The following is a 23,311-nucleotide window of genomic DNA, read 5'->3' as shown; positions in this document are numbered from 1 at the left end:
ACGGTGGTCGTGCCAGCGGTCGTGCGGGCAGCATTTCGGAACAGCATGAGACCCCCCTCGTGCGAAGGGTCCAGACCTTACACCGGCCCTCAGCCGGAGCTCACGCCAGGAAGGCCGCCATCTCCCCGTACACCGCAGCCGAGTTGTCCAGGTGGGCGTCGTGGCCCGCGCCCGGGATGACGCCGATCCGCGTCGTGGGGTGCCGGGCCCGCATCCGGTCGGCCTCGTCCGGCTTCATCGCGCCGTTCTCGCCCCGTACCACCAGCACCGGGCAGCGCACCCGGTCCCAGCCGTCCCAGTAGTGCCGTTGCGCGTTCTCCTGGACGGTGGCCACCATCACGTCCCGGTCGACACGGGGGTGCAGGCCGCCGGGGCCGGGCACGAGGCCCGCAGCCCAGGCGCGGCCCGCCGGTCCGCCGCCGAAGAACGCCTCGGCCGTCTCCGTGCCGGGGAACGGCACCGGCCAGGAGTCCAGCCAGCGCCCGATCTGCTCCGGCAGTTCCGGGCTCGGGCCCGCCGGGCCCGCCTCGATCAGGACCAGCGCCCGGCACACCTCCGGGTGGGCCGCCGCCGTCAGCAGCGCGGTGAGGCCGCCCATCGACTGGCCCACCAGCACCGTGTCCTCCCCGGCCAGGCCGAACCGGCGCGCGACGGCGAGGACATCGCGGACGTGCGCCGCCCGCGTCACGTCCCCGGGGCGGCGGGTGCTCGCCCCGCTGCCCCGGGCGTCGAAGGCGATCACCCGGTGCGTGGGCGCGAACCGGGCCGCCAGCTCCTCCCACTCGCCGCAGTGGCCTGCCAGCCCGTGCAGCAGGAGCAGGGGCGGGCCTTCGCCGCCGTGGTCGGTGCAGAAGAGGCGTACGGGACCGGGACCGGCACCGCCCGCTGCTCCGCCGTCCTCGACCGTCACCGTGGTCGTGACCGCTCCCACCCGGAACCCCCGTCTTCCCGTCGCTCCCCGTACGGTCGTCCCGCTCGGCGGCACCGTCGCCCCGAACGCTAGCCTCGGGCTGACGAGCCAACCACGGATATACCGACGGCTTACAGGAAGCGATGGTGGCGGCGATGGCGAAGGTTCCGGCAGCGGCGGTGGCGGCGGGCGGGCTCATCGGGGGCTACGGCGTCGCCCGGTGGACCGGGAAGCGACCGCTCGGCGGCGTCGCGCTCGCCGCCGCCGGGTCCCTCGCCGCGTACGCGTGGAACCGCCAGGCCGGGCCGCGTGCCGCCGCCGGGCTGACCGTCGCCTATGTCGCCGCCTTCGCCGGATCGCACCCGCTCGCCAAGAAGGTCGGCGCCTGGCCCGCCGTGTTCACCGTCGCGGGCGGCGTGGCCGCCACGTCCTGGGCCGTCACCCGCCGGGCTGTCTGAGGACACCCGCGCCGTTCTCGCGGGCCGGGCACGGCACGGCAACGGCACGAAAAAGAGTCCGGCCCGGCACGAGAAGAATCCGGCGCGGTCCTGAACGCCCGTCGCCCCACGCCCGTACTACCGGGCAACTCCCCCGCGTGAGCCGGGTGCGTACCCGTACACGACAGGACGGGTACGCACCCGGAGCAGTGCCGGAGCCCTTCCTCAGCCGCCCAGCGCGTGCGACACCGTGTAGATCGCCAGGCCCGCCAGCGCGCCGACCACCGTGCCGTTGATCCGGATGAACTGGAGGTCGCGGCCGATGTGCGCCTCGATCTTCTTCGAGGTCTGGTCCGCGTCCCAGCTCGCGACCGTCTCGCTGATCAGCGAGGTGATCTCCGCGCGGTACGTCGTCACCACGTACACCGCCGCGTCCTCCAGCCAGCCGTCCAGCTTGCCCTGGAGCCGTGCGTCGCTCGCCAGCCGCGCTCCCAGCGACATCAGCGAGGCGCGTGCCCGCAGCCGCAGTTCGCTGCGCTCGTCCTCCGCCGCCGAGAGGACCATCGTGCGGACGGAGGACCAGGCCGAGGCGATGACGTCCTGGACCTCGCTCCGGCCCAGGATCTCCGACTTCAGCCGCTCCACGCGGGCCCGGGTGTCGGCGTCGCTCTGGAGGTCGGCCGCGAAGTCGTTCAGGAACGTGTCGATGGAGCCGCGTGCCGGGTGCTCCGGCATGTCCCGCATCTCCGTGACGAATCGCAGCAGTTCCTTGTAGACCCGCTCGCCCACCCGCTTGTCCACGAACCGCGGGGTCCAGCCGGGGGCCCCGCCCTGCACCGCGTTCATCACCGAGTCGCCGTGCTCCACCAGCCAGTCGTGCGCCCGTACGCAGACGAGGTCGACGACCTTGCGGTGGCCGCCGTCCGTGACGACCTTCTCCAGCATCTTGCCGAGGCTCGGGCCGACTTCCGCCGCGTCGGCGCGCCGGGTGATGGCCTCGCCGACCACCGCCTGCACGTCGGAGTCCCGAAGGACCGTCAGCGCACCGCGCAGGGCCGTCGCCAGCTCGGCGGTGACCCGGTCCGCGTGGGCCGGCTCCGCGAGCCACACTCCGAGCCTCCGGCCGACCCCCAGGGCGTGAATTCGGTCACGAATGACGTCTCCGGAGAGAAAGTTCTCGCCAACGAAGGAACCGAGGGACTGTCCCAGCTGATCCTTCTTGTTGGGGATAATGGCTGTGTGCGGAATGGGCAGGCCCAACGGTCGCCGGAAGAGCGCCGTGACGGCGAACCAGTCCGCCAACGCACCCACCATCCCCGCCTCGGCAGCCGCCGCAACGTAGCCCGGCCAGCCCCCCACGCCTGAGTTCTCCGCCCAGGTGGCCAGGACGTAGACGACCGCGACGAGCAGAAGGAGGCCGGTGGCCGTGAGTTTCATGCGCCGTACGCCGCGCTGTTTCTCCTCGTCGGCGGCGGTGTACGCGAACGAGGCCAGCGGGCCCGCGACGCGCGGTGGCGCCCCGGGGGTCCCGAATCTCCCGGGGCCGCCGGACCCCTCGGATCTCCCGGGCCCGGCCTCCAGCTCCACCGCCCGCTTCGAGGGTTCCCGCGACGGCTCCTGCGACGGATCCCGTGACGGCTCCTGCGCCTGCTCCGGCTCCTGCGATTGCTCCGGCCTCTGCACCGCGTCCCCGTCCTCGTCCTCGCCCTGCCCCTGCTCGCCGGATCCGGTCCGTTCCATCCGCTCCACCCGTCCGCGTACGCCTCGCCCCCGTGACGTACGCATTGTCCCTACCTCCCCTACTCCCGGGCCGCACGTCGAGTTCCCGACGGCCTGTCGCATCATGGGACCAGCACGACCATCACAAGGAGAATCACCGCACATGCCCAGGCGCCAGGGGTATGCCCTGCTCATCGCCCTCGTGGCGGGCACCGCCGTGCTCGCCGCCGCCGTCGCCTTCGGTACGACGCTGCTCTCCGGCCCCCGGTCGACGCCGCTCCCGCCCGCCGAGACCCACGCCGCGGCCCGCAACCCGGTCGACCCCGCCGCCTCGGGCGGCACCTGGGTCGCCACCTGGACCGCCGCGCCCGTGCGCGCCGAACCGGGCACCGAGGACGGACTCCCCGGGCGCACCATCCGTAACGTCGTGCACACCAGCATCGGCGGGGACGTCGCCCGCATCACACTGTCGAACCTTTTCGGCGCGGCCCCCCTGGTCGTCGACCAGGCCACCGTCAACACCCGGCCGGTGACCTTCAAGGGCGGCGCCGCCGTCACGATCGCGGCGGGCGGACGGGTCGTCAGCGACCCGGTCGTGGTGCCCGTGGCCCCCGACTCCGACCTCCAGGTCAGCTTCCGCACCCCGCAGGGGGGCGGACCGGTGACCTACCACCCGTACACCCACCAGACCTCGTACCTGATCGACGAGCGCGGCACCTGGAGCACCCCCCACTGGCGCTATCTGACCGCCGTGGACGTCCGCAGCGAGGGGGCGCTCGGCGCGGTCGTCGCCCTCGGGGACTCCCTGACCGCGGGCAGCGGCTCCACCACCGACGCCAACGCCCGCTGGCCCGACGTCCTCGCCGACCGGCTGGGCGGCCGGTACGGGGTCGCCAACGCGGGCATCGCGGGCAACCGGGTCGTGGGCATCGGCCGCGGCACCGGGGGCCAGTCGGGCACCGACCGGCTCGACCGGGACGTCCTGTCGGTCGCCGGGGCCCGGACGGTCGTCGTGGCGCTCGGCATCAACGACGTACAGCAGACCCCCCAGGAGGCCGACCCGCAGCGCATCGTGGACAGCCTGCGCGCCCTCACCGACCGGGCGCACGCCCGCGGGCTCACGGTCGTCGGCGCGACGCTGACCCCGTTCGAGGGCTACGCCACCTGGACGCCCCAGCGCGACGCCGTACGCCACGCGGTCAACGAGCAGATCCGGGCGGGCACGGTCTTCGACGCGTACGTCGACTTCGACGCGGCGGTCCGCGATCCCGCCGCGCCGAACCGGCTCCTCGCCCCGTACGACTCCGGCGACCATCTGCACCTCAACGACGACGGGTACCGCGCGCTCGGCGACCGGCTGGACCTGAAGTCCCTGGACCGGGCCGGCACGCCCCGGTCCGACGCGCTGTGAGCCGCTGAGAAGAGCCGCCGGGGAGACGCCCGCCCGTACGTACGTACACGTACGTGCGCGGCGCGCGGCCCCGCCTCGCCCGGCCGCCCGGCCGCCCGGCCCCTCAGAGTTCCTTGCGGCCGCCGCCCTGCCCGCCGTCCGGGCCCTCCAGCCCGCGCCGGCGGTGCGCCTCCCGTTCCGCTTCCTCGGCCTCCTTCAGCCGGCGGCGCTCCGCCTTCGTCCGCTTGCGGTCCACGCCGACGCCGCCCATCAGGGCGAAGCCGGTGATCCGTACGTACGGGGCGTCCGGGGCGGGCTCGCCCTCCTCGTTGGAGCCCTCCCCGAAGCCGCCCATGATGCCGATGCCTCTGACGTCGACGTTCAGCTCCGGCGGTGCGGTCACATGGATACCGCCCATGATGGTGATGCAGCGGATGACGGTCTCGCGGCCCTCGAAGTTCGCCTCGCGCAGATCGATCTCGCCGCCGCCCCACATCGCGAACGCGGTGAACGCCCGGCCGACCGTCCAGCGGCCCTTCCGGTTGAACCCGCCCCAGAAGGCGAACGCCCCCTTCGAGGTGGCGTTGCCGCCGATCCGCGCGGGCCAGTTCGCGGCGGAGCCCCGCAGCGGGGCGGGTGCGGACGAGCCCACCGGAGCGACCGCCGAGCCCGGTGCCGGAAGGTCCTGGACGAGCGGCTCCAACTCCCCGTGCGTACGGGCCTTGTAGGCCTTTTCGAGGCGCTGGTCGAACTCGTCCATATCCAGTCGGCCCTCGGCCACGGCTTCGCGGAGCAGTTCCGCGATCCGCTCACGCTCGGCATCGGAGGCGCGCATTTCCGGACGTTCACTTGTCATACCGCGCAGCCTATTGAACGCAGCCGTTCCCGGCACAGACCCGCAGGCCCACGACCTGCGCGCGCCGCCCCGGGAGGATCACCGGGAGACACCCGGGAGAGCGCCGGGGAGGCACCCGGGAGCGTGTCCGTCACGGCGCGGACGCGTACATCCTCGCGATCACGGCCTCGATGTCCGGCTCCCGCACCGACAGGTCGACCAGCGGGTACTCCGCGGCGATCCGCGCCACCAGCGGGGCCGCCGACGCGGCGGCGGGGAACGCCAGCCACTGGCGCGGGCCCTCCACCTTGACCGTCCGCACGGCCGGTGCCCCGTCCGCGCCCCGCGGCTCCAGCACGATCGGGGGGAGTTCGCTCTCCAGGTCCACCACGAGCATGCGCTCGCTCTCCCCCACCTCGTGGAGGCCCGCCAGCGAACCGTCGTACATCAGCCGGCCGTGGTCGATCACCATCACCCGGCCGCACAGCTGCTCGATGTCGGTGAGGTCGTGCGTCGTCAGCAGGACCGTCGTCCCGCGCTCGGCGTTCAGCTCCTTCAGGAACTGCCGCACCTTGGCCTTGGAGATCACATCCAGGCCGATCGTCGGCTCGTCCAGATACAGCACCTCCGGATCGTGCAGCAGCGCCGCCGCGACGTCGCCGCGCATCCGCTGCCCCAGCGAGAGCTGCCGTACGGGGACGTCCAACAGCTCGCCCAGGTCGAGGAGTTCGATGCAGCGGTCCAGGTTCTCCCGGTAACGCCGGTCGGGGATGCGGTACATGCGGTGCATCAGCCGGTACGAGTCGCGCAGCGGCAGGTCCCACCAGAGGGTCGTCCGCTGGCCGAAGACCACGCCGATGCGGTGCGCCAGGCGCGTACGTTCGCGGGACGGATCGATGCCCGCGACGCGCAGCCGGCCGCCGCTCGGGGTGAGGATGCCCGTCAGCATCTTGATCGTGGTCGACTTGCCGGCCCCGTTCGGGCCGATGTAGCCGACCATCTCGCCGCGCGCGACCTGGAAGCTGATGCCGTCCACGGCCCGGACCTCGTGCCGCTCCCTGCGCAGCAGGCCGGCCTTCCGGCGGACCTGGAAGACCTTCTCGACGCCGTCGAGCGTGATGAAGCCGTCGTCACCGCCCCTGCCGGAGCCCCCGCCGTCACCACCCCTGCCGAGGCCGCCGAAGCCGTCGAAGCCGCCGAAGCCGTCGCCGTCGCTCATGTCCGTACCCTCCCGCGCAGACCCGTCCGCCATGTCCAACTCCCGTTTCCTCAACTGCCCGTGCTCCGGTACGCCCGCAGCCCCGCCCGCCACGCGAGGCCCGCCAGGACCCAGCAGGCCGCCGCCACCAGCGGCGGCAGGAACGCCACCCACTGCGGCAGGTCGATCGGATACTCCCGGCCGAGCACGTACAGCGCGGGCAGCCAGCTGACGAAGGCCAGCGGCACCACGAACGTCACCCCGCGCACGAGGTCCTTCGCGAAGATCGTGGGCGGGTACTGGAGCAGCGTCGTCCCGCCGTACGTGAAGGAGTTCTGCACCTCCGAGGCGTCCTGCGCGACGAACTGGAACGCCGCCCCGACGACGAAGACCGCCCCGAAGATCGCCGCACCGCTCACCACCATCATCGGCAGCATCAGCACCTTCAGCGGCGTCCAGGCGATGTCCAGCGACACGAGCGCGTAGCCCAGCACCAGCAGACCCTGCGTGATCCGCCCCAGCCGGCGCAGCGCGAACCGGTCCGCCGCGACCTGCGCGAGCACCGGCACCGGCCGCACCAGCAGGGTGTCGAGCGTCCCGTCCCGTACCCGGCGGCCCACCCGGTCCATCGACCCCAGCAACAGATCGCAGAGCCCGAACGCGGTGGCCGACACCCCGTACAGCAGGGCGATCTCCGGCAGCGAGTAGCCGCCCAGCGCGTCGACGTGCGTGAACATCAGCAGGATCGTCACGAAGTCGAAGGCCGTCACCGCGAAGTCCCCGAACACGGTCATGGCGAACGAGGCCCGGTACGCCATCGTCGAGCGCACCCACATCGCCATGATCAGGCCGTACGCCCGGACGCCCTCCAGCAGCCGGGGGCGCTCCTCGAACGCGAAGCCGGCCGGTTCCCGGTCCTCGTCGGCCCGCACCAGCACCTTCTCAGCCACCCTGCACCACCACCCTCCTGGTCGCCACGGTCTGCAGCAGACGGCCCGCCAGCAGCAGCGCCACCGCCCAGCCGCCCTGGAACGCGTACATCTCCACCAGCCCCCACCCCGTGTGCTTGCCGAGGAACACATCGGCCGGCACCTGGAGCAGCGAGGACCACGGCAGCGCCCGCGCCACCTCGCCCAGCAGCCCGGGGAACAGGTTCAGCGGCAGCAGCATCCCGGAGAAGAAGAGCCCGGCCAGCGACACGATCCGCATCGCGCCCGCCCCGTCCATCAGCCAGAACGCCGACAGCGCGACCAGATAGCGCAGCGCGAAACTGACCACCACGCCCAGGAACACCGAGACGAAGAACGCCGGCCAGGTCCACAGCGAGCCGGGGAGCGCCAGATCGAAGGCGAGCGCCCCCAGGAACATCGGCACGACACCGCGCCCCAGCAGATGGAACGCCGCCCGGCCCAGGTCGCCCGCCAGCCACCACAGCTGGAGGTCGATCGGGCGGTACAGGTCGACGGCGACGTCACCCGTGCGGATCCGCTCCACCAGCTCGTCCTCGAAGCCGCCGCCCATCATGGCGCAGGCCATCAACAGGGCCTGGCCGAGCCAGACGTACGTCAGCGCCTCGGAGGTGTCGTACCCGCCGAGCTGCGGACGCGCGTCCCACAGGGCGATATAGGTGTACGCCACGATGAAACCGAAGACCGTGTTGGTGAACACGCCCGCGGCCGTGGCCGTCCGGTACGTGGCATAGCGCCGGAACGCACCCCCCGCCACCACCGCATAGAGCCGCACGCCGTCCCCTCTCCCCCGCCGCCACCGGCTCCCGACACCAAAGCGTCCGACCTTAGTCCACGCGTGACGGCCGCCGCGAACGTATTAGGCGCGCGAAAGGACGACCGGAGGAGGGAACAACTCAGGCAGAACCGAGGGTTTCCCGGCGAAACGGGCACTATGGGAGAACTGACCACGCCCGAGGAGCCCCACGGACATGAGCGACGAGTCACAGCACTGGGCCCCCCGCGACCCCTCGGACGCGGCGGCCGCACCCGGCAGCGACCGGGGAGGGCCGCCCGGCCCCGGCAAGGAGAAGAAGAGGAAGCGCGCCCGGCGCACCGGCTGGCGGCGCGCCGTCCCCACCTGGCGGATGACCCTCGGCACCGTGCTGGGCCTGGGCCTCCTCCTCGTCGGCGGGTTCTTCGCCGCGTACCAGCTCGTCGACATCCCGGCCGCCAACGCCGCGGCCACCGCCCAGTCCAACGTCTACCTCTACAACGACGGCAGCGTCATCGCCCGTGACGGCGACGTGAACCGCGAGAAGGTCAAGCTCTCCCAGGTCCCCGTCACCGTCCAGCACGCGGTACTGGCCGCCGAGGACCGCGACTTCTACTCCGAACGCGCCGTGGACGTGAAGGCGATGGTCCGGGCCGGCTGGAACACCGTGACCGGCAAGGGCAAGCAGGGCGGCTCGACGATCACCCAGCAGTACGTGAAGAACTACTACCTCGGCCAGGAACGGACCGTCCTGCGCAAGGCCAAGGAGTTCATCATCGCGGTCAAGCTCAACCGCGAGGAGACCAAGGACCAGATCTTCGAGGGCTACCTCAACACCAGCTACTTCGGGCGCAACGCGTACGGCATCCAGGCCGCCGCCCAGGCGTACTACAGCAAGAACGTCGAGGACCTCACCACCGCCGAGGGCGCGTACCTCGCCTCCCTCCTCAACGCCCCCAGCGCCTACGACGTCGTCGCCCACCCCGACAACAAGCCGGCGGCCCAGCACCGCTGGAACTACGTCCTGGACGGCATGGTCAAGGAGGACTGGCTCGAAGCCGCCGAACGGGCGACGACGCGGTTCCCCACCCCCGGCGAGGCCAGACCGTCGACCGGCCTCTCCGGCCAGCGCGGTTACATCGTGCAGGCCGTCGAGGAGTACCTGGACCGGCGCGGCATCCTCGACGAGAAGACCCTCGCCACCGGCGGCTACCGCATCACCACCACCCTCGACAAGGCCAAGCAGGACGCCTTCGTCAAGGCCGTCGACACCAACGTGACGGCCAAGACCAGCGCCGACCGCGAGGCCGACCGCAACGTCCGCGTCGGCGGGGCCTCGATCGTCCCCGACACCGGCGAGGTCGTCGCCCTGTACGGCGGCATCGACTACACCAAGCAGTACGTCAGCAACGCCACCCGCCGCGACTACCAGGTCGGCTCCGTCTTCAAACCGTTCGTCCTCACCTCCGCCCTCGTCAACGGCTCCACCACCCAGGACGGCCGCCCCATCACGCCCAACACCGTCTACGACGGCACCAACGAACGCACGGTCGTCGGCACGCAGGGCGCCACCGACTACTCCCCCGCCAACGAGGACGACGTCGACTACGGCGACATCACCGTGCGCACCGCCACCGACAAGTCCGTCAACTCCGTCTACGCGCAGATGGCCCAGGACGTCGGCCCCCAGAAGGTCCGGGACACCGCCGTCGCCCTCGGCATCCCCACCGACACCCCCGACCTCACCGCCTCCCCCTCCATCGCGCTCGGCCCCGCCAACGCCAGCGTCCTCGACATGGCCGAGGCCTACGCCACCCTCGCCGACCACGGCCGGCACGGCCCGTACGTCCTCGTCGGCAAGATCACCAAGGACGGCACCGAGGTCGAGCTGCCCGAGCGCACGACCGACCAGGCCGTCAGCCGCGAGGCCGCCGACACCACCACCGCCGTCCTGCGCAGCGTCGTGGAGGGCGGCACCGGCACGGCGGCCCAGGCGGTGGGCCGCCCCGCCGTGGGCAAGACCGGCACCGCGGAGGAGGACCGGGCCGCCTGGTTCGCCGGATACACCCCGGACCTCGCGACCGTCGTCGCCGTGATGGGCCAGAACCCGGACACCGGCGCCCAGACCCCGCTGTACGGGGCCCTCGGCCTGCCCCGCGTCAACGGCGGCGGCGCCCCCGCCGAGACCTGGGCCGCCTATACGGAAGCGGCGCTGCGCTCCTCCCCGGCCAAGGACTTCGACCTGCAGACGGCTCCGGGCTCCGACGAGGAGGACGAACCCCTGCTCGACGAGGACCCCGACGGGAACCCCGACGAGAACTCCGCCGGGACCGCGGACCCGTCCTCCTCGTCCGGCCCCACCACCGCCCCCTCCGGCACCACACCGAGCAGCCCGGCCGACAGCTCCCCGAACCCACCCGGCACGGACACCGGCGGGACGGACACCGGCGGGACGGATGGCGCCTCCGGCACCACCGGCACCACCGGGGACAGCGGAGGTGACGACGGGGGCGGCGGGGGCAGCGGTGGCTTCATCGAAGGCGTACGCGGCCCCGGCTTCCCCGGCTTCCCCGGCGACCAACAGGTATGACCGCGGACCCGCCCTCGGGGGCCTCAGTGCCCGGAGGTCGCCTTCAGGCCGACCACGGCCACCAGCAGCAGACAGACGAAGAAGATCCGGGCCGCGGTCACCGGCTCGTTCAGCACGACCATGCCCAGGATCGCCGCACCGGCCGCGCCGATACCGACCCACACGCCGTACGCCGTACCGATCGGCAGCGTCTTCGCCGCATGCGACAGCAGCACCATGCTGGCCACGATCCCGAGGCCGGTGAACACGCTCGGCCACAGCCGCGTGAACCCCTCGGTGTACTTCATCCCGATCGACCAGCCCACTTCGAGCAGACCGGCGATGATCAACAGAACCCACGCCATGACGGCACCTCCGACGACACAACCACGTGAACAGAACGGGTGCGTCGTCTTTGCCAGCCCGGTACGGCGCGTCTCGTCGGGGTGGTCCCACCGTAGCAAAAAACGGGGAAAGGGCCTGGTGACACCGGTCACCAGGCCCTGAACAGCCTCTGCTGCGCGGTCCTACAGATACAGCCCGGTCGAATCCACCGAACCCTCGAACCGGTCGGCGGCCACCGCGTGCAGATCACGCTCCCGCATCAGGACGTACGCCACGCCCCGCACCTCGACCTCGGCACGGTCCTCGGGGTCGTACAGCACCCGGTCGCCGGGCTCCACCGTCCGTACGTTCTGCCCGACCGCGACGACGACGGCCCAGGCCAGGCGCCGGCCCACCGCGGCCGTCGCCGGGATCAGGATGCCGCCGCCGGAGCGCCGCTCGCCCTCGGACGCGTCGTTCCGCACCAGCACCCGGTCGTGCAGCATCCGGATGGGCAGCTTGTCGTCGTGGGTGTTGTCGCCGTGGGTGTTCTCGCTCACGCCCGCAACCTACCTGGCGCGCCCCGGACCGTACGCCTCCGGGTTCCGCTCACGCGCGGCGGCGACGCCTCGACACGGTGAGCAACCCCACCACACCGACCACCAGCAGCGCCGCGGGAATCACCCGCTCCAGCCGCGGAGAACCGTCCTCCGCGACGAACTGCGCCTTCACCTCCGACACCGAACGGTTCACCGCGACGAAGGCACGGCCGGCCGTCCGGTCCACGGACTGGGCCGCCTTCGCCTTGGCGTCGGTGATGATCGTCTTCGGGTGTACCCGCACCCCGATCTCATCGAGCACCACCGCGAGCTGCTTGCGCCTGCTGATGATGTCCGCCTCGATCTGCGCAGGGGTCCTGGCATCCGACACTGCGCCGCCTCCGTGGTCGTCGTCCGGTAAACCTTCGTCTGGGCCTTCGTCGACAGTCTGTCAGCTCGAACCTCCGCACACCCGGCGGCACCCCTATTACCCTCGGTCCCGTCCGACCCGTGCACCACCCGAGGAGAACCACATGAGCGAGCGACTGAAGCCCGGCGACACCGCTCCCGCCTTCACCCTTCCCGACGCCGACGGCAACGAGGTGTCGCTCGCGGACCACAAGGGCCGCAAGGTCATCGTGTACTTCTACCCGGCCGCGCTTACCCCCGGATGCACCAAGCAGGCCTGCGACTTCACGGACAACCTCGACCTCCTGGCGAGCGCCGGGTACGACGTCATCGGCGTCTCCCCCGACAAGCCGGAGAAGCTCGCGAAGTTCCGCGACACGGAGAACCTCAAGGTCACCCTGGTGGGCGACCCGGCCAAGGATACTTTGGAGGCGTACGGCGCCTTCGGCGAGAAGAAGCTCTACGGCAAAGTGGTGACGGGCGTGATCCGTTCGACCGTCGTCGTCGACGAGGACGGCAAGGTCGAGCACGCGTTCTACAACGTGAAGGCGACCGGCCACGTGGCAAAGATCATCAGGGATCTGGGCATCTGACAGGACGTCCGGCACCCATCCGGCCCGGGGCTCCGGCCCCGGGCACCCCTCACACGATTCCGGCGACCCCGGCGATTCCCGAGCGGCGGCCGACCGGAGATCGTGTTCAGATCGTGTGAGGGAGATCGCATCGGCCCACGAAGTCGGTTTGCGACCGCCATGACTGCGCAGAAGCCTTTTCTGGATAGCCACTCCGAGGAAAGGACCCGGCCATGGCGGCCCCCGACCCCCACCAGGCGGCCGACCCCGCAGCGGTCAAACGCCACCCCACGCTCTTCCGGGCCATCCGGAAACGGCGGAATCCCCGGCTGCGCCGTACGGACATCACGGTCACGGACGACGCCGCGGTCAAGCGGGCCGTGAAGGCCGCCTCGCTGGGTAACGCCATGGAGTGGTTCGACTTCGGGATCTACTCCTACCTGGCCGTCACGATCGGGCATGTGTTCTTCCCGTCCGGGAACGACACCACCCAGCTTCTCTCCTCCTTCGCGACCTTCGCGGTGGCCTTCCTCGTACGGCCGCTCGGCGGCATGTTCTTCGGCCCGATGGGCGACAAGGTCGGCCGCAAGAAGGTCCTCGCGCTGACGATGATCCTGATGGCGGTCGGCACGTTCGCGATCGGCCTGATCCCCTCGCACGAAACGATCGGCGTCTGGGCCGCGGTCCTGCTGATCTTCTTCCGGATGCTCCAGGGCTTCTCGACGGGTGGTGAGTACGGCGGCGCGTCGACGTTCATCGCGGAGTACGCCCCCGACAAGCGGCGCGGCTTCTTCGGCAGCTTCCTGGAGTTCGGCACCCTGGCCGGTTACGTCGGCGCCGCAGGCCTCGTCACCACCCTGTACGCCCTGCTGACCGACGCACAGATGGAAGCGTGGGGATGGAGGATCCCGTTCCTCGTCGCGGGCCCGCTGGGTCTGGTCGGCCTCTACCTGCGACTGCGCCTGGACGAGACCCCGGCCTTCCAGAAGCTGGAGGGCGGCATCGCGCACGCGAGCGAGGCGGCGGACGGCGTCGAGTCCACGGCCAAGGGCGACCTGGCGAAGATCTTCCGGCAGTACTGGCGGACGCTGATCCTCTGCATCTGCCTGGTCGGCGCGTACAACATCACCGACTACATGCTGCTGTCGTACATGCCGACGTACCTCTCCGACGAGCTCGGTTACAGCGAGACGCACGGGCTGCTGATCCTGCTGGCGGTGATGGTCTTCCTGATGACGATCATCAGCCAGATCGGCAAGCTCTCCGACCGCTTCGGCCGCAAACCGCTGCTGATGACCGGGATGCTGGGCTTCCTCTTCCTCTCGCTCCCCGCGTTCCTCCTCATCCGGGTGGACGGCATCCTCCCGATCACGATCGGCATGCTGCTGCTGGGCCTCTCCCTGGTCTGCATGCTCGGCACGATGTCGGCGGCGCTGCCGGCCCTGTTCCCGACGAACGTCCGCTACGGGTCCCTGTCGGTCGGCTACAACCTCTCCGCGTCGATCTTCGGCGGCACGACCCCGCTGGTGATCACGGCCCTGATCAGCTGGACCGGCTCCAACCTGATGCCCGCGTACTACGCGATGGCGGCGGCCCTGGTCGGCGTGATCGCGGTCGCCTGCATGACGGAGACCGCCCAACAGCCGCTGATCGGCTCCCCACCGTCGGTCGAGACGGACGAGGAAGCGGCGGAACTGGTGCACGCGCAGGCGCCGGACCCGAAGTTCTGACCTCGTTGCGTCCTGCGCACCCCTCCAGATTCCGGATTACGGACGTGACCATCCGATAAACGGGTCGTTACTCCGTACGAGGCTGCGAACGTGCGGCCGGATCGGAGGGGGACATGGCGGACAGCCCGTACACGCGTGAGCGGCTGGCGGAGGCGGTGGCCGTATCGACGAACTGGACAGACCTGCTTCGCCGCCTGGGGCTGCCGGAGAACGGCGGCAGGCGGCGCACGCTCCAGCAGCGGACTGCGCAGTTCGGTCTGGACACTTCACACTTCAAGCAGCGCAGCCCCTGGAAGAAGTACCCGGACTCGGCGATCGCGGCAGCGGTGAAGACCTCAGGCTCGCTGCGCGAGGTCGTCACCGCGCTCGGTGCTCCACCGGCCAGCGGCACGCTCTCACATATCGGCCGCCGCATCGCCGCCGCCGGAATCGACGTCAGCCACTTCCCCGGCTTCAACCGCACCCAGATGGATCTTCCCTTCACCACCGACGAGTTACGGGAGGCAGCAGCTTCGGCCGAGAGCATCCGGGGCACTGCTCGCGTTCTGGGAATGCCCGATGACGGTCGATCCCGCTCCGCGTTGGCGAGCCTGCTGCGGAGGCGTGGCGTCGACACCTCGCATTTCCGCAACGCGCGCCTGGCGATACCCGAAGAGTCCCTGAGGCGTGCGGTCCCCCGGTGTACGAGCTACGCGGACGTCATGCGGTCTCTGGGCCTCGAAGTCAACGACACCAACCATCGCCGCGTGCGGCGCAAGACCGTTCAGCTGAAGCTGGACACGGGCCATTTCACCCGCCGTTCCTGGACAGCAGAGCGAGTGCCCCCACCCCGCGCGGTCGCGCCGACCACACTCGTCGTCAGACCCCCCGGATCCACTCGCGTCCACCGGGAACGGCTTCACCGCGCCCTGCAGGAGGTCAGCGTTGCGTACCGCTGCGTCTCCTGCGGCAACCCAGGCGAATGGCAGGGACAGCCCTTCACGCTCCAGATCGACCACATCAACGGTGACTGGCTGGACAACCGGGCGGAAAACCTGCGCTATCTGTGCCCCAACTGTCACGCGCTGACCGAAACGTGGTGCCGCAAGGCACATCGCACGAAGCCGAACGCCAGATAAGCCACGGGGCTGACGGCGCGTCCCCTTGTAGACTGCCGCAGACGCGCGCGAGTGCTGGAATCGGCAGACAGGCTGGTTTTAGGTACCAGTGTCCTTAGTGGCGTGAGGGTTCGAGTCCCTCCTCGCGCACCAGCCCGAGAGGCCTGACCCGCATGTCATTCGGGTCAGGCCTCTCGGGGTTCTTGCGGAGCGCTACCCCACCAGCTCCCGCACCACCGGCACCAACGCCCGGAACGCCTTCCCCCGGTGGCTGATCGCGTTCTTCTCCGCCGGGGTCAGCTCCGCGCAGGTGCGGGTCTCGCCCTCCGGCTGGAGGATCGGGTCGTAGCCGAAGCCGTTCGTACCCGACGGGGTGTGGCGCAGGGTGCCGTTCAGGCGGCCCTCGACCACGCGTTCCGTGCCGTCGGGGAGGGCCAGGGCCGCGGCGCAGGCGAAGTAGGCGCCGCGGTGTTCGTCGGCGATGTCGCCGAGTTGGGCCAGGAGCAGGTTCAGGTTGGCCTGGTCGTCGCCGTGGGTGCCGGACCAGCGGGCGGAGAAGATGCCGGGGGCGCCGCCGAGGACGTCCACGCAGAGGCCGGAGTCGTCGGCGACCGCCGGGAGGCCGGTGGCGCGGGCCAGGGCGTGGGCCTTGAGGAGCGCGTTCTCGGCGAAGGTGACGCCGGTTTCCTTGACGTCGGGGATGTCGGGGTACGCGTCGGCGCCGACGAGGTCGAGGTCGAGTCCCGCGTCGGCGAGGATGGCGTGGAGTTCGGTGATTTTCCCGGCGTTGCGGGTGGCGAGGATCAGGCGCTTCATGGGGCCATTGTCGCCGGTCGCCGTCGGCCCGGGGGCGCTCCCCCTACGGCGTGCAGACCTTGCCGATCTCCGTCGCCGCGTCCGTCACCGGGGTGATGTCGGGGGTGGCGTCGCCGGCCTCGATGGACTTGCGGACGTTGGTGACGCCCGCCTGGAGGTCGTCGACGGCCTTGGAGAGTTCGGCGTCGTCCGTGGTGTCGTCGAGCTTCTTGAGCTCGCGGTCGATCTCGTCCAGCGACTCGGAGGCCTGGGTGATGTCCTCGGAGGCGTTGGAGACGGCCTGCTGGAGCTTGCCGACGCTGGTCGCGATGGCGTCGGCGGTGCGGACGCAGTCGAGCGCCTTGTCGAGGCCGGCGCAGCCCACGGCCGTGGTCAGCGTCAGCAGGGTGGCGGCGGTGGCGAGTGCGAGGCGTTGGTGGCGGCGCGAGGCCATGGTGCGGTCCCTCCCCGGGGGTCGATACGTGGACGGACGCACGGTTCGACCCGTGCGTCCGTATCCGTAACGACGCTCTGTGGTGCGTATTTGGTTGCTTCTTTACCCGGGGAGGGCGAGTCGCTACGCGTTCTGCGTGGTGGCGAGTGCGTCACGCTGGAGTGCGGCGAGGTCGACGCAGCCGGCGGTGGCGAGGTCGAGGAGCGCGCCGAGTTCCTTGCGGTCGAAGGGCGCGCCCTCGGCGGTGCCCTGGACCTCGACGAAGCGGCCGTCGCCGGTGCAGACGACGTTCATGTCGGTCTCGGCGCGGACGTCCTCCTCGTAGCAGAGGTCCAGCAGCGGGGTGCCGTCGACGATGCCGACGCTGATGGCGGCGACGGTGTCGGTGAGCGGCTTGCGGCCGGCCTTGACGATCTTCTTGCCCTGGGCCCAGGTGACGGCGTCGGCGAGGGCGACGTAGGCGCCGGTGATGGCGGCCGTACGGGTGCCGCCGTCGGCCTGGAGGACGTCGCAGTCCAGGACGATGGTGTTCTCGCCGAGGGCCTTGTAGTCGATGACGGCGCGGAGCGAACGGCCGATCAGGCGGCTGATCTCGTGGGTGCGTCCACCGATCTTGCCGCGTACGGCTTCGCGGTCGCCACGGGTGTTGGTGGAGCGGGGCAGCATGGAGTACTCGGCGGTGACCCAGCCTTCACCGCTGCCCTTCCGCCAGCGCGGGACGCCTTCGGTGACGGAGGCGGTGCAGAAGACTTTGGTGTCGCCGAAGGAGATGAGGACTGAGCCCTCGGCGTGCTTGCTCCAGCCGCGTTCGATGGTGACGGGGCGGAGCTGTTCGGGGGTGCGGCCGTCGATGCGAGACATGGGCCCGACTTTATCCGCTGACGGGGGTGGCTCCGTTCGGGTGCGGTGGGCGGCCGTCCGGGGGACCTGGCGGGCGGGGCATGGTCCGGGTACGGCGCGGGCCCCGCACCGGGTCGGGTGCGGGGCCTGCTCAGGCGCGGGGCCGGCGAGGTGTCAGCCGGTCACATCATGTCTTCGATGTCGGCGGCGATGGGGTCCGCGTCGGTGCCGATGACGACCTGGATCGCGGTGCCCATCTTGACGACGCCGTGGGCGCCGGCGGCCTTGAGGGCGGCTTCGTCGACCTTGCTGGGGTCGTGGACCTCGGTGCGAAGGCGGGTGATGCAGCCTTCGATCTCGTCGATGTTGTCGATACCGCCGAGCCCGGCGACGATCTTCTCAGCCTTGGTGGCCATGTCCTTCTCCCTGGTTTCGCGCGCAGACGGCCGCCCGCTGCGGGTCCGTTTCGTCACGGTAACGCACGGTTGGCCCAACTTCGCGGGCGGGTAACCGGACGATCCCGAAAGATGACGATCACCGGCGCCCTGCCTTCGGGACGGACCCCGGACCGTGACGCAACTGGTCTACACCAGTTTGCAACGACCGCCAAACGTGAAGTGTTCCGGGAGGACGCCCATGAGTTCGAGCGCCGCTGCGGCACCGCAGCAAAAATGGTGGAACGGACTGGTCCAGGGCCTGCAGAAGGTCGGGCGGAGCCTTCAGCTCCCGGTGGCCGTCCTCCCCGCCGCCGGTCTGCTCGTCAGCCTCGGCAACCTGTTCGCCTCCTATCTGCACGGCGCGTTCTGGGACAAGACCTCCGCGGTCCTGCTCAACGGCGGCACCGCGATCCTCAACGGCGAGCTGGGCCTGCCGCTGCTGTTCTGCATCGGCGTGGCCATCGGCTTCGCGAAGAAGGCGGACGGCTCCACCGCACTGGCGGCCGTCGTCGGCTTCCTCGTCTACCGGGGAGTGCTGACCGCCTTCCCCATGGACGGCACCGTGACCGACGAGCTGCCGGCCGGTGAGCCGCAGAACCCCGGAGTGCTGGGCGGCATCCTCATCGGACTGCTGACCGCCGTCGTCTGGCAGCGCTACCACCGCACCAAGCTGGTGGACTGGCTCGGCTTCTTCAACGGCCGCCGCCTGGTCCCGATCCTGATGGCGTTCCTCTGCGTCATCCTCGGCGTGCTCTTCGGGCTGCTGTGGCAGCCGGTGGGTGACGGGCTGACCTGGTTCTCCAAGCAGCTGATCGACCTCGGCTCCTGGGGCGCGGCGATCTTCGGCTTCGCGAACCGGCTGCTGATCCCGGTCGGCATGCACCAGTTCCTGAACACCTTCTTCTGGTTCCAGGCGGGCGAGTTCACGGGAGCCAACGGCGCGACCGTCCAGGGCGACATCACCCGGTTCTTCGCCGGGGACCCGTCGGCCGGCCAGTTCACCTCGGGCTTCTTCCCGATCATGATGTTCGGTCTGCCCGCCGCGGCCCTCGCCATCACCCACACCGCACGGCCCGAGCGCCGCAAGGAGGTGGGCGGTCTGATGTTCTCGGTGGCGCTGACCTCGTTCATCACCGGGGTGACCGAGCCGATCGAGTTCTCGTTCATGTTCGTCGCACCGCTGCTGTACGGCGTGCACGCGGTGCTCACCGGGGCCTCGATGGGCATCACCTGGCTGCTGGGGGTGCATGCCGGGTTCACCTTCTCGGCCGGGTTGATCGACTACGTCGTCAACTGGCATCTCGATACGAAACCCTGGCTGATCCTCCCGATCGGCGCGTGCTTCGCGGTCGTCTACTACGTGATCTTCCGCTTCGCGATCACCAAGTTCGACCTCAAGACACCGGGGCGCGAACCGGAGGAGATCGAGAAGGAGATCGAGAGGGACCTCACCAAGTAGCGGGGAGCAGCAGTACAGCGGGGTAAGACCCGGCAGAACCAGGCGCACGCAAGGCCCTCGGACCATCCGGTCCGGGGGCCTTCGCCATGCCACCGAACTTGTCACCGAACGTGCCGGATCTGCTACTGCGAATAAGTAGGAAATTGCAGGTTCCTTATCTAACCCTCACCGTGCTAAAACTGGTCTACACCACTGAGTGGTCCAGACCACGGCTGTCTGCCGCGTCTGTCGAGTCGCCGCCTCCCCGCATCGATGACCTGGGCGGCACCGTGTCCCATGGAGGAAGTTGATGACCACGGCTGAGACCGCACCCGCGGCCCAGAAGAAGAAGGGCGCCGGCGTGATGGCCGTCATGCAGCGCATCGGCCGCAGCCTCATGCTGCCGGTCGCCGTGCTGCCGGCCGCCGCGCTCCTGGTCCGCCTCGGCAATGACGACATGCTGGGCCGCGACTCGTTCCCGACCTTCATCACGAAGCTCGCCGGCTACATGGCCGCGGGCGGTGGCGCCATCCTCGACAACATGGCGCTGCTGTTCGCCGTCGGCATCGCCATCGGCTTCGCGAAGAAGTCGGACGGCTCCACCGCACTGGCCGCCGTCACCGGTTACCTGGTCTTCCAGAAGGTGCTCGCCACCTTCACGGACGGCAACCTGCCGCAGGTCGCCACCGTGGTCGAGAACAAGATCGTGATGGTCGACGCCCCCGTCAACGCCGGTGTCCTCGGCGGTGTCGTGATGGGCATCGTCGTCGCCCTGCTCTACCAGAAGTTCTACCGGACGAAGCTGCCCGACTGGGCCGGCTTCTTCAGCGGCCGCCGTCTGGTCCCGATCCTCTCCGCCTTCGCGGGTCTGCTCATCGGTATCGTCTTCGGTCTGATCTGGCCGGTCCTCGGCGCCGGTCTGCACAACTTCGGTGAGTGGCTCGTCGGCTCCGGCGCGGTCGGCGCGGGCATCTTCGGTGTCGCCAACCGTGCGCTGATCCCGGTCGGCATGCACCACCTGCTGAACTCCTTCCCGTGGTTCCAGGCGGGCGAGTACGACGGTGCCCACGGTGACATCGCCCGCTTCCTGGCCGGTGACCCCAACGCCGGACAGTTCATGACCGGCTTCTTCCCGATCATGATGTTCGCCCTCCCGGCGGCCTGCCTCGCGATCGTCCACTGTGCCCGCCCGGAGCGCCGCAAGGTCGTCGGCGGCATGATGTTCTCCCTCGCGCTGACCTCGTTCGTCACCGGTGTGACCGAGCCGATCGAGTTCACGTTCATGTTCATCGCCCCGGTGCTGTACGCGATCCACGCGGTGCTGACCGGTGTGTCGATGGCCCTGACCTGGGCGCTCGGCATGAAGGACGGCTTCGGCTTCTCGGCCGGTCTGGTCGACTTCCTGCTGAACCTCGGCATCGCGTCGAAGCCCTGGCTGCTGGTCCTGGTCGGCCTCTGCTTCGCGGTGATCTACTACGCGGTCTTCCGCTTCGCGATCGTCAAGTTCAACCTCCCGACCCCGGGCCGGGAGTCGGACGAGGAGCTCGCCGAGCTGCAGAAGGCCGAGGCGAAGTAGCCTCCGCCACGCCCGTACGTACGCCCGTACGTACGCCGGAGCCCCCGCCTTCCGAAGATGTCTTTCGGGAGTGCGGGGGCTCCGGCGTGTGTACCTGCCTCGTACGGTCGCGTCATCCCTGCCGTACGGGTACGGGCACGTCCAGCCGGTAGATCTGGCGGGAGCCGCCCTCCGGGCCCGGTTCGGCCGGCTCGCCGGGGTGGAAGCCGAGCCGCTCGTAGAAGACGCGGGCCCCGCTCTCCACGGCCCCGGGGTGGTCGGGGCCGAACGTGATCACCTCGACGGTGCCGGGCCCCTTCACGTACCGGCGCATCGCCTCCGCCATCAGCAGCCGGCCCACGCCCGCGCCCCGGCAGCGCTCGGCGGTGACGAGCCAGTGCACGTGGTACGTGGGCGGTTCGGCGCCGAACAGCAGGCCGCCGACCGGGGCGGACGCGTCGGCGGGCGTGTCGGCGGGCTCCGTGGGCTCGGCGACCAGCGCCGTCCCGTCACGGATGTGGGCATGCACCGCACGGTGGAAGCCCGGCTCCCCGACCATCGGCCCGAACCAGTGCTCGACCTGGGACGCCAGGGCCAGGAAGCCGTCGAGATCGCCCTCCCGGGCGGGTCTGATCGTGATCATCCCGGGAGTCTCGCAGAGCGGGCCACGGCTCGGCGGCCCGCTCTCAGAACTCGTACACCGCTCCCGGGGCGGCCAGTTCCACCGGGCCCGGGTAGACCGCACGGGCGTCGGCGGCGTTGCGGTCGGCGTCGGTCCACGGCGGGATGTGGGTGAGGACGAGCCGGCGCACTCCGGCGCGGGCCGCCGCCTCGCCGGCCTCGCGGCCGTTGAGGTGCAGGTCCGGGATGTCCTCCTTGCCGTCGACGAACGACGCCTCGCAGAGGAACAGGTCCGCGTCCCGGGCCAGGTCCTCCAGCGCTTCGCAGGTCCCCGTGTCGCCGGAGTAGGCGAGGGTGGAGCCGCCGTGCTCGACCCGGATGCCGAAGGTGTCGACGGGGTGGCAGAGCTTCTCCGTACGGACCGAGAAGGGGCCGATCTCGAAGGACCCCGACTTGAGGGTGTGGAAGTCGAAGACCTCGCTCATCGCCCGGTCGGAGGGGGTGTCGCCGTGGGCGGCGGTCAGGCGCTGCTCGGTGCCCTCGGGGCCGTAGACCGGGAGGGGGACGGGGCGCGCGCCGTCGTGCCGGTAGTAGCGCACGACGAAATACGCGCACATGTCGATGCAGTGGTCGGCGTGCAGATGGCTGAGGAAGATCGCGTCGAGGTCGTAGAGACCGACGTGGCGCTGCAGCTCGCCGAGGGCGCCGTTGCCCAGGTCGAGGAGCAGCCGGAAGCCGTCGGCCTCTACGAGGTAGCTCGAGCATGCCGAACCCATGGACGGGAACGAGCCGGAGCAGCCGACGACGGTGAGCTTCATGGAGCGTGAACCTCCGAGACGTGGGAACGGGGAGGGTTCGTGCGATTCCGCCGGAGCTTCGTGGGGTTCCTGCGGTTGCTGCGGTTCCTGCTGGACGGGTTTTGCGGTTTGTCGAGCGTAAGGCGCGAAACTCCACGTCGCTCCTCCGCTGCCCTCCGTTGTGGGGGAACTCACCTGCTCTGTCACCGGTTCGATGGAAGCGCGCCCACGGGTACGGTCGGCGGATGGACACGTTCTGGTGGGTGGCGCTGGTCGCCGTGGTTCTACTCGCGCTCGTCGCCGCGGTGGTGGACGGGCGGGGGCGCTCGGACCGCGGGCCCCGCTCGCGGCGGCCCCGGCAGCCGGTGGGGTCGGCCCGGCCGCCGTCCCGGCCGTCCCGCCCGTCGCGGCCCTCGTCCCGGCCTTCGGGTCCGGAGGGGGCCGGGGACGGGCGTACGCCGCGGGCCGGTGAGGTGTGGTGGGCCGATGTGCCGTACGAGGACGGGCCCGGGTCGAAGGACCGGCCGTGTCTGGTGATCTCGGTACGGGGGCGGGGCCGGGGGCGCACGGCGCTGGTCGCCAAGATCACCAGCAAGCATCACGAGGAGCGGCCCGGGGTGATCGCGCTGCCCGCGGGGACGGTGGGGGATCAGCGGGGGCGGCAGAGTTTCCTGGAGACGGATGAGCTGCGGGAGGTGCGGGTCGCCGGGTTCCGGCGGCGGGTGGGGGCGGTGGATCCGGAGCTGTGGGAGCGCGTGCGGAAGCTGGGGGCGGGGTGAGGGGCGGGGCCCTTTGGGGGGGCGGCCCCCGGCCCCCCGCCCCCCCCCCCCGCGGGGGGGGGGTATTCAACAGAAAACCCCCACCCGCGCGGGAGTTAGGCCGCCGGCACACACCCCCACCGGCGGAACGACGCGTTTATATGGG

At 70.6% G+C, this 23,311-nt stretch carries 24 protein-coding genes, 1 tRNA gene and 1 riboswitch; of the genes, 10 read left to right on the top strand and 15 right to left on the bottom strand.

The genetic code is table 11. The annotated features are described in order from the left end of the window. Positions 1 to 100: 100 nt before the first annotated feature. A complete protein-coding gene (locus tag ACIQPT_RS24730) occupies positions 101 to 931 on the bottom strand; it encodes an alpha/beta fold hydrolase (protein WP_401158544.1) in 831 nt (276 codons plus the stop codon). Between the two features lie 122 nt (positions 932 to 1,053). Between ACIQPT_RS24730 and ACIQPT_RS24725 the strand changes: the two genes are divergently transcribed. Then, on the top strand, positions 1,054 to 1,368 hold the full coding sequence (locus ACIQPT_RS24725) for a hypothetical protein (protein WP_401158542.1): 315 nt from the start codon (positions 1,054 to 1,056) through the stop codon (positions 1,366 to 1,368). Between the two features lie 204 nt (positions 1,369 to 1,572). On the opposite strand, the gene ACIQPT_RS24720 is transcribed toward ACIQPT_RS24725, so the two are convergent. After that, positions 1,573 to 3,087: a DUF445 family protein gene (locus tag ACIQPT_RS24720; RefSeq protein WP_401158541.1), complete on the bottom strand. Its 1,515-nt coding sequence runs from the start codon at positions 3,085 to 3,087 to the stop codon at positions 1,573 to 1,575. Positions 3,088 to 3,229: 142 nt separating this feature from the next. Here ACIQPT_RS24720 and ACIQPT_RS24715 point away from each other — a divergent pair, with 142 nt between their 5' ends. After that, positions 3,230 to 4,477 carry an SGNH/GDSL hydrolase family protein gene (locus ACIQPT_RS24715; RefSeq protein ID WP_401158539.1) on the top strand — a complete coding sequence of 416 codons (1,248 nt, stop codon included), beginning with the start codon at positions 3,230 to 3,232 and terminating at the stop codon, positions 4,475 to 4,477. A gap of 103 nt (positions 4,478 to 4,580) precedes the next feature. On the opposite strand, the gene ACIQPT_RS24710 is transcribed toward ACIQPT_RS24715, so the two are convergent. From ACIQPT_RS24710 to ACIQPT_RS24695, 4 genes are all read right to left on the bottom strand, one after another. Continuing rightward, a complete protein-coding gene (locus ACIQPT_RS24710; RefSeq protein ID WP_401158831.1) occupies positions 4,581 to 5,291 on the bottom strand; it encodes a DUF1707 domain-containing protein in 711 nt (236 codons plus the stop codon). Between the two features lie 151 nt (positions 5,292 to 5,442). Next, positions 5,443 to 6,510 (bottom strand): ATP-binding cassette domain-containing protein, encoded by a 1,068-nt coding sequence (locus ACIQPT_RS24705; protein ID WP_401158537.1) that lies wholly within the window; start codon positions 6,508 to 6,510, stop codon positions 5,443 to 5,445. 50 nt (positions 6,511 to 6,560) lie between these two features. Next, on the bottom strand, positions 6,561 to 7,439 hold the full coding sequence (locus ACIQPT_RS24700; protein WP_401158535.1) for an ABC transporter permease: 879 nt from the start codon (positions 7,437 to 7,439) through the stop codon (positions 6,561 to 6,563). Continuing rightward, complete coding sequence (locus tag ACIQPT_RS24695; RefSeq protein WP_401158533.1) at positions 7,432 to 8,232, bottom strand: ABC transporter permease; 801 nt, start codon at positions 8,230 to 8,232, stop codon at positions 7,432 to 7,434. The genes ACIQPT_RS24700 and ACIQPT_RS24695 overlap by 8 nt, the downstream gene beginning before the upstream one ends. Before the next feature lie 196 nt (positions 8,233 to 8,428). Here ACIQPT_RS24695 and ACIQPT_RS24690 point away from each other — a divergent pair, with 196 nt between their 5' ends. Continuing rightward, on the top strand, positions 8,429 to 10,801 hold the full coding sequence (locus ACIQPT_RS24690) for a transglycosylase domain-containing protein (RefSeq protein ID WP_401158531.1): 2,373 nt from the start codon (positions 8,429 to 8,431) through the stop codon (positions 10,799 to 10,801). 23 nt (positions 10,802 to 10,824) lie between these two features. Here the strand turns inward: ACIQPT_RS24690 and ACIQPT_RS24685 are convergent, their stop codons facing one another. The 3 genes from ACIQPT_RS24685 to ACIQPT_RS24675 form a co-directional block, all read right to left on the bottom strand. After that, complete coding sequence (locus tag ACIQPT_RS24685; protein ID WP_018488630.1) at positions 10,825 to 11,145, bottom strand: multidrug efflux SMR transporter; 321 nt, start codon at positions 11,143 to 11,145, stop codon at positions 10,825 to 10,827. A gap of 38 nt (positions 11,146 to 11,183) precedes the next feature. Further along, a riboswitch (guanidine-III (ykkC-III) riboswitch) is annotated at positions 11,184 to 11,242 on the bottom strand. Between the two features lie 65 nt (positions 11,243 to 11,307). Then, positions 11,308 to 11,610 (bottom strand): co-chaperone GroES, encoded by a 303-nt coding sequence (locus tag ACIQPT_RS24680; RefSeq protein ID WP_042498713.1) that lies wholly within the window; start codon positions 11,608 to 11,610, stop codon positions 11,308 to 11,310. A gap of 103 nt (positions 11,611 to 11,713) precedes the next feature. Next, positions 11,714 to 12,034, bottom strand: coding sequence for a DUF3618 domain-containing protein (locus tag ACIQPT_RS24675; protein WP_401158528.1), 321 nt, complete (start codon positions 12,032 to 12,034; stop codon positions 11,714 to 11,716). A gap of 142 nt (positions 12,035 to 12,176) precedes the next feature. Between ACIQPT_RS24675 and bcp the strand changes: the two genes are divergently transcribed. The 4 genes from bcp to ACIQPT_RS24655 all read left to right on the top strand — a co-directional run bounded on the left by bcp (position 12,177) and on the right by ACIQPT_RS24655 (position 15,603). Next, complete coding sequence (gene bcp, locus ACIQPT_RS24670) at positions 12,177 to 12,644, top strand: thioredoxin-dependent thiol peroxidase (protein ID WP_401158526.1); 468 nt, start codon at positions 12,177 to 12,179, stop codon at positions 12,642 to 12,644. A 212-nt stretch (positions 12,645 to 12,856) separates the two neighbouring features. After that, positions 12,857 to 14,353, top strand: a complete 1,497-nt coding sequence (gene proP, locus ACIQPT_RS24665) for a glycine betaine/L-proline transporter ProP (protein WP_401158524.1) — start codon at positions 12,857 to 12,859, stop codon at positions 14,351 to 14,353. Between the two features lie 113 nt (positions 14,354 to 14,466). Next, positions 14,467 to 15,471 carry an HNH endonuclease gene (locus ACIQPT_RS24660; protein ID WP_401158522.1) on the top strand — a complete coding sequence of 335 codons (1,005 nt, stop codon included), beginning with the start codon at positions 14,467 to 14,469 and terminating at the stop codon, positions 15,469 to 15,471. Positions 15,472 to 15,516: 45 nt separating this feature from the next. Beyond that, positions 15,517 to 15,603: transfer RNA gene (locus ACIQPT_RS24655), tRNA-Leu, on the top strand. Positions 15,604 to 15,663: 60 nt separating this feature from the next. Here ACIQPT_RS24655 and rdgB read toward each other — a convergent pair. The 4 genes from rdgB to ACIQPT_RS24635 all read right to left on the bottom strand — a co-directional run bounded on the left by rdgB (position 15,664) and on the right by ACIQPT_RS24635 (position 18,012). Beyond that, a complete protein-coding gene (gene rdgB, locus ACIQPT_RS24650; RefSeq protein ID WP_401158520.1) occupies positions 15,664 to 16,266 on the bottom strand; it encodes an RdgB/HAM1 family non-canonical purine NTP pyrophosphatase in 603 nt (200 codons plus the stop codon). 43 nt (positions 16,267 to 16,309) lie between these two features. After that, positions 16,310 to 16,699, bottom strand: coding sequence for a hypothetical protein (locus ACIQPT_RS24645; RefSeq protein ID WP_401158518.1), 390 nt, complete (start codon positions 16,697 to 16,699; stop codon positions 16,310 to 16,312). Positions 16,700 to 16,822: 123 nt separating this feature from the next. Continuing rightward, positions 16,823 to 17,560 (bottom strand): ribonuclease PH, encoded by a 738-nt coding sequence (gene rph / locus ACIQPT_RS24640; protein WP_401158517.1) that lies wholly within the window; start codon positions 17,558 to 17,560, stop codon positions 16,823 to 16,825. A 161-nt stretch (positions 17,561 to 17,721) separates the two neighbouring features. After that, on the bottom strand, positions 17,722 to 18,012 hold the full coding sequence (locus ACIQPT_RS24635) for a glucose PTS transporter subunit EIIB (protein ID WP_078625861.1): 291 nt from the start codon (positions 18,010 to 18,012) through the stop codon (positions 17,722 to 17,724). 163 nt (positions 18,013 to 18,175) lie between these two features. On the opposite strand from ACIQPT_RS24635, the gene ACIQPT_RS24630 reads away from it, so the two are divergent. Both ACIQPT_RS24630 and ACIQPT_RS24625 read left to right on the top strand, forming a co-directional pair. Continuing rightward, positions 18,176 to 19,435, top strand: coding sequence for a PTS transporter subunit EIIC (locus ACIQPT_RS24630; RefSeq protein ID WP_401158516.1), 1,260 nt, complete (start codon positions 18,176 to 18,178; stop codon positions 19,433 to 19,435). 289 nt (positions 19,436 to 19,724) lie between these two features. Then, positions 19,725 to 20,990 (top strand): PTS transporter subunit EIIC, encoded by a 1,266-nt coding sequence (locus ACIQPT_RS24625; RefSeq protein WP_401158514.1) that lies wholly within the window; start codon positions 19,725 to 19,727, stop codon positions 20,988 to 20,990. A 112-nt stretch (positions 20,991 to 21,102) separates the two neighbouring features. Here ACIQPT_RS24625 and ACIQPT_RS24620 read toward each other — a convergent pair whose 3' ends face one another. Both ACIQPT_RS24620 and ACIQPT_RS24615 read right to left on the bottom strand, forming a co-directional pair. After that, positions 21,103 to 21,612, bottom strand: coding sequence for a GNAT family N-acetyltransferase (locus ACIQPT_RS24620; RefSeq protein ID WP_401158512.1), 510 nt, complete (start codon positions 21,610 to 21,612; stop codon positions 21,103 to 21,105). Positions 21,613 to 21,655: 43 nt separating this feature from the next. Next, positions 21,656 to 22,408 (bottom strand): MBL fold metallo-hydrolase, encoded by a 753-nt coding sequence (locus tag ACIQPT_RS24615; RefSeq protein WP_401158510.1) that lies wholly within the window; start codon positions 22,406 to 22,408, stop codon positions 21,656 to 21,658. Positions 22,409 to 22,632: 224 nt separating this feature from the next. Here ACIQPT_RS24615 and ACIQPT_RS24610 point away from each other — a divergent pair, with 224 nt between their 5' ends. Next, positions 22,633 to 23,166, top strand: coding sequence for a type II toxin-antitoxin system PemK/MazF family toxin (locus ACIQPT_RS24610; RefSeq protein WP_401158507.1), 534 nt, complete (start codon positions 22,633 to 22,635; stop codon positions 23,164 to 23,166). Positions 23,167 to 23,311 lie beyond the last annotated feature (145 nt).

Source organism: Streptomyces sp. NPDC091289, assembly GCF_044757365.1.
In the GTDB taxonomy this organism is placed as follows: domain Bacteria; phylum Actinomycetota; class Actinomycetes; order Streptomycetales; family Streptomycetaceae; genus Streptomyces.
The sequence above is the reverse complement of the archived record's forward strand: the minus strand, read 5'-3'. Positions and strand labels throughout refer to the sequence as shown.

What these genes read in the sequence shown, in the direction of transcription:
- ACIQPT_RS24645 (WP_401158518.1), bottom strand. Translation starts at nt 16,699, where the DNA reads ATGGCCTCGCGCCGCCACCAACGCCTCGCACTCGCCACCGCCGCCACC.
- ACIQPT_RS24715 (WP_401158539.1), top strand. Translation starts at nt 3,230, where the DNA reads ATGCCCAGGCGCCAGGGGTATGCCCTGCTCATCGCCCTCGTGGCGGGC.
- ACIQPT_RS24720 (WP_401158541.1), bottom strand. Translation starts at nt 3,087, where the DNA reads ATGGAACGGACCGGATCCGGCGAGCAGGGGCAGGGCGAGGACGAGGAC.
- ACIQPT_RS24690 (WP_401158531.1), top strand. Translation starts at nt 8,429, where the DNA reads ATGAGCGACGAGTCACAGCACTGGGCCCCCCGCGACCCCTCGGACGCG.
- ACIQPT_RS24660 (WP_401158522.1), top strand. Translation starts at nt 14,467, where the DNA reads ATGGCGGACAGCCCGTACACGCGTGAGCGGCTGGCGGAGGCGGTGGCC.
- ACIQPT_RS24680 (WP_042498713.1), bottom strand. Translation starts at nt 11,610, where the DNA reads ATGCTGCACGACCGGGTGCTGGTGCGGAACGACGCGTCCGAGGGCGAG.
- ACIQPT_RS24705 (WP_401158537.1), bottom strand. Translation starts at nt 6,510, where the DNA reads ATGAGCGACGGCGACGGCTTCGGCGGCTTCGACGGCTTCGGCGGCCTC.
- ACIQPT_RS24625 (WP_401158514.1), top strand. Translation starts at nt 19,725, where the DNA reads ATGACCACGGCTGAGACCGCACCCGCGGCCCAGAAGAAGAAGGGCGCC.
- ACIQPT_RS24685 (WP_018488630.1), bottom strand. Translation starts at nt 11,145, where the DNA reads ATGGCGTGGGTTCTGTTGATCATCGCCGGTCTGCTCGAAGTGGGCTGG.
- ACIQPT_RS24620 (WP_401158512.1), bottom strand. Translation starts at nt 21,612, where the DNA reads ATGATCACGATCAGACCCGCCCGGGAGGGCGATCTCGACGGCTTCCTG.
- proP (WP_401158524.1), top strand. Translation starts at nt 12,857, where the DNA reads ATGGCGGCCCCCGACCCCCACCAGGCGGCCGACCCCGCAGCGGTCAAA.
- ACIQPT_RS24630 (WP_401158516.1), top strand. Translation starts at nt 18,176, where the DNA reads ATGAGTTCGAGCGCCGCTGCGGCACCGCAGCAAAAATGGTGGAACGGA.
- rph (WP_401158517.1), bottom strand. Translation starts at nt 17,560, where the DNA reads ATGTCTCGCATCGACGGCCGCACCCCCGAACAGCTCCGCCCCGTCACC.
- ACIQPT_RS24610 (WP_401158507.1), top strand. Translation starts at nt 22,633, where the DNA reads ATGGACACGTTCTGGTGGGTGGCGCTGGTCGCCGTGGTTCTACTCGCG.
- ACIQPT_RS24725 (WP_401158542.1), top strand. Translation starts at nt 1,054, where the DNA reads ATGGTGGCGGCGATGGCGAAGGTTCCGGCAGCGGCGGTGGCGGCGGGC.
- ACIQPT_RS24615 (WP_401158510.1), bottom strand. Translation starts at nt 22,408, where the DNA reads ATGAAGCTCACCGTCGTCGGCTGCTCCGGCTCGTTCCCGTCCATGGGT.
- ACIQPT_RS24710 (WP_401158831.1), bottom strand. Translation starts at nt 5,291, where the DNA reads ATGCGCGCCTCCGATGCCGAGCGTGAGCGGATCGCGGAACTGCTCCGC.
- rdgB (WP_401158520.1), bottom strand. Translation starts at nt 16,266, where the DNA reads ATGAAGCGCCTGATCCTCGCCACCCGCAACGCCGGGAAAATCACCGAA.
- bcp (WP_401158526.1), top strand. Translation starts at nt 12,177, where the DNA reads ATGAGCGAGCGACTGAAGCCCGGCGACACCGCTCCCGCCTTCACCCTT.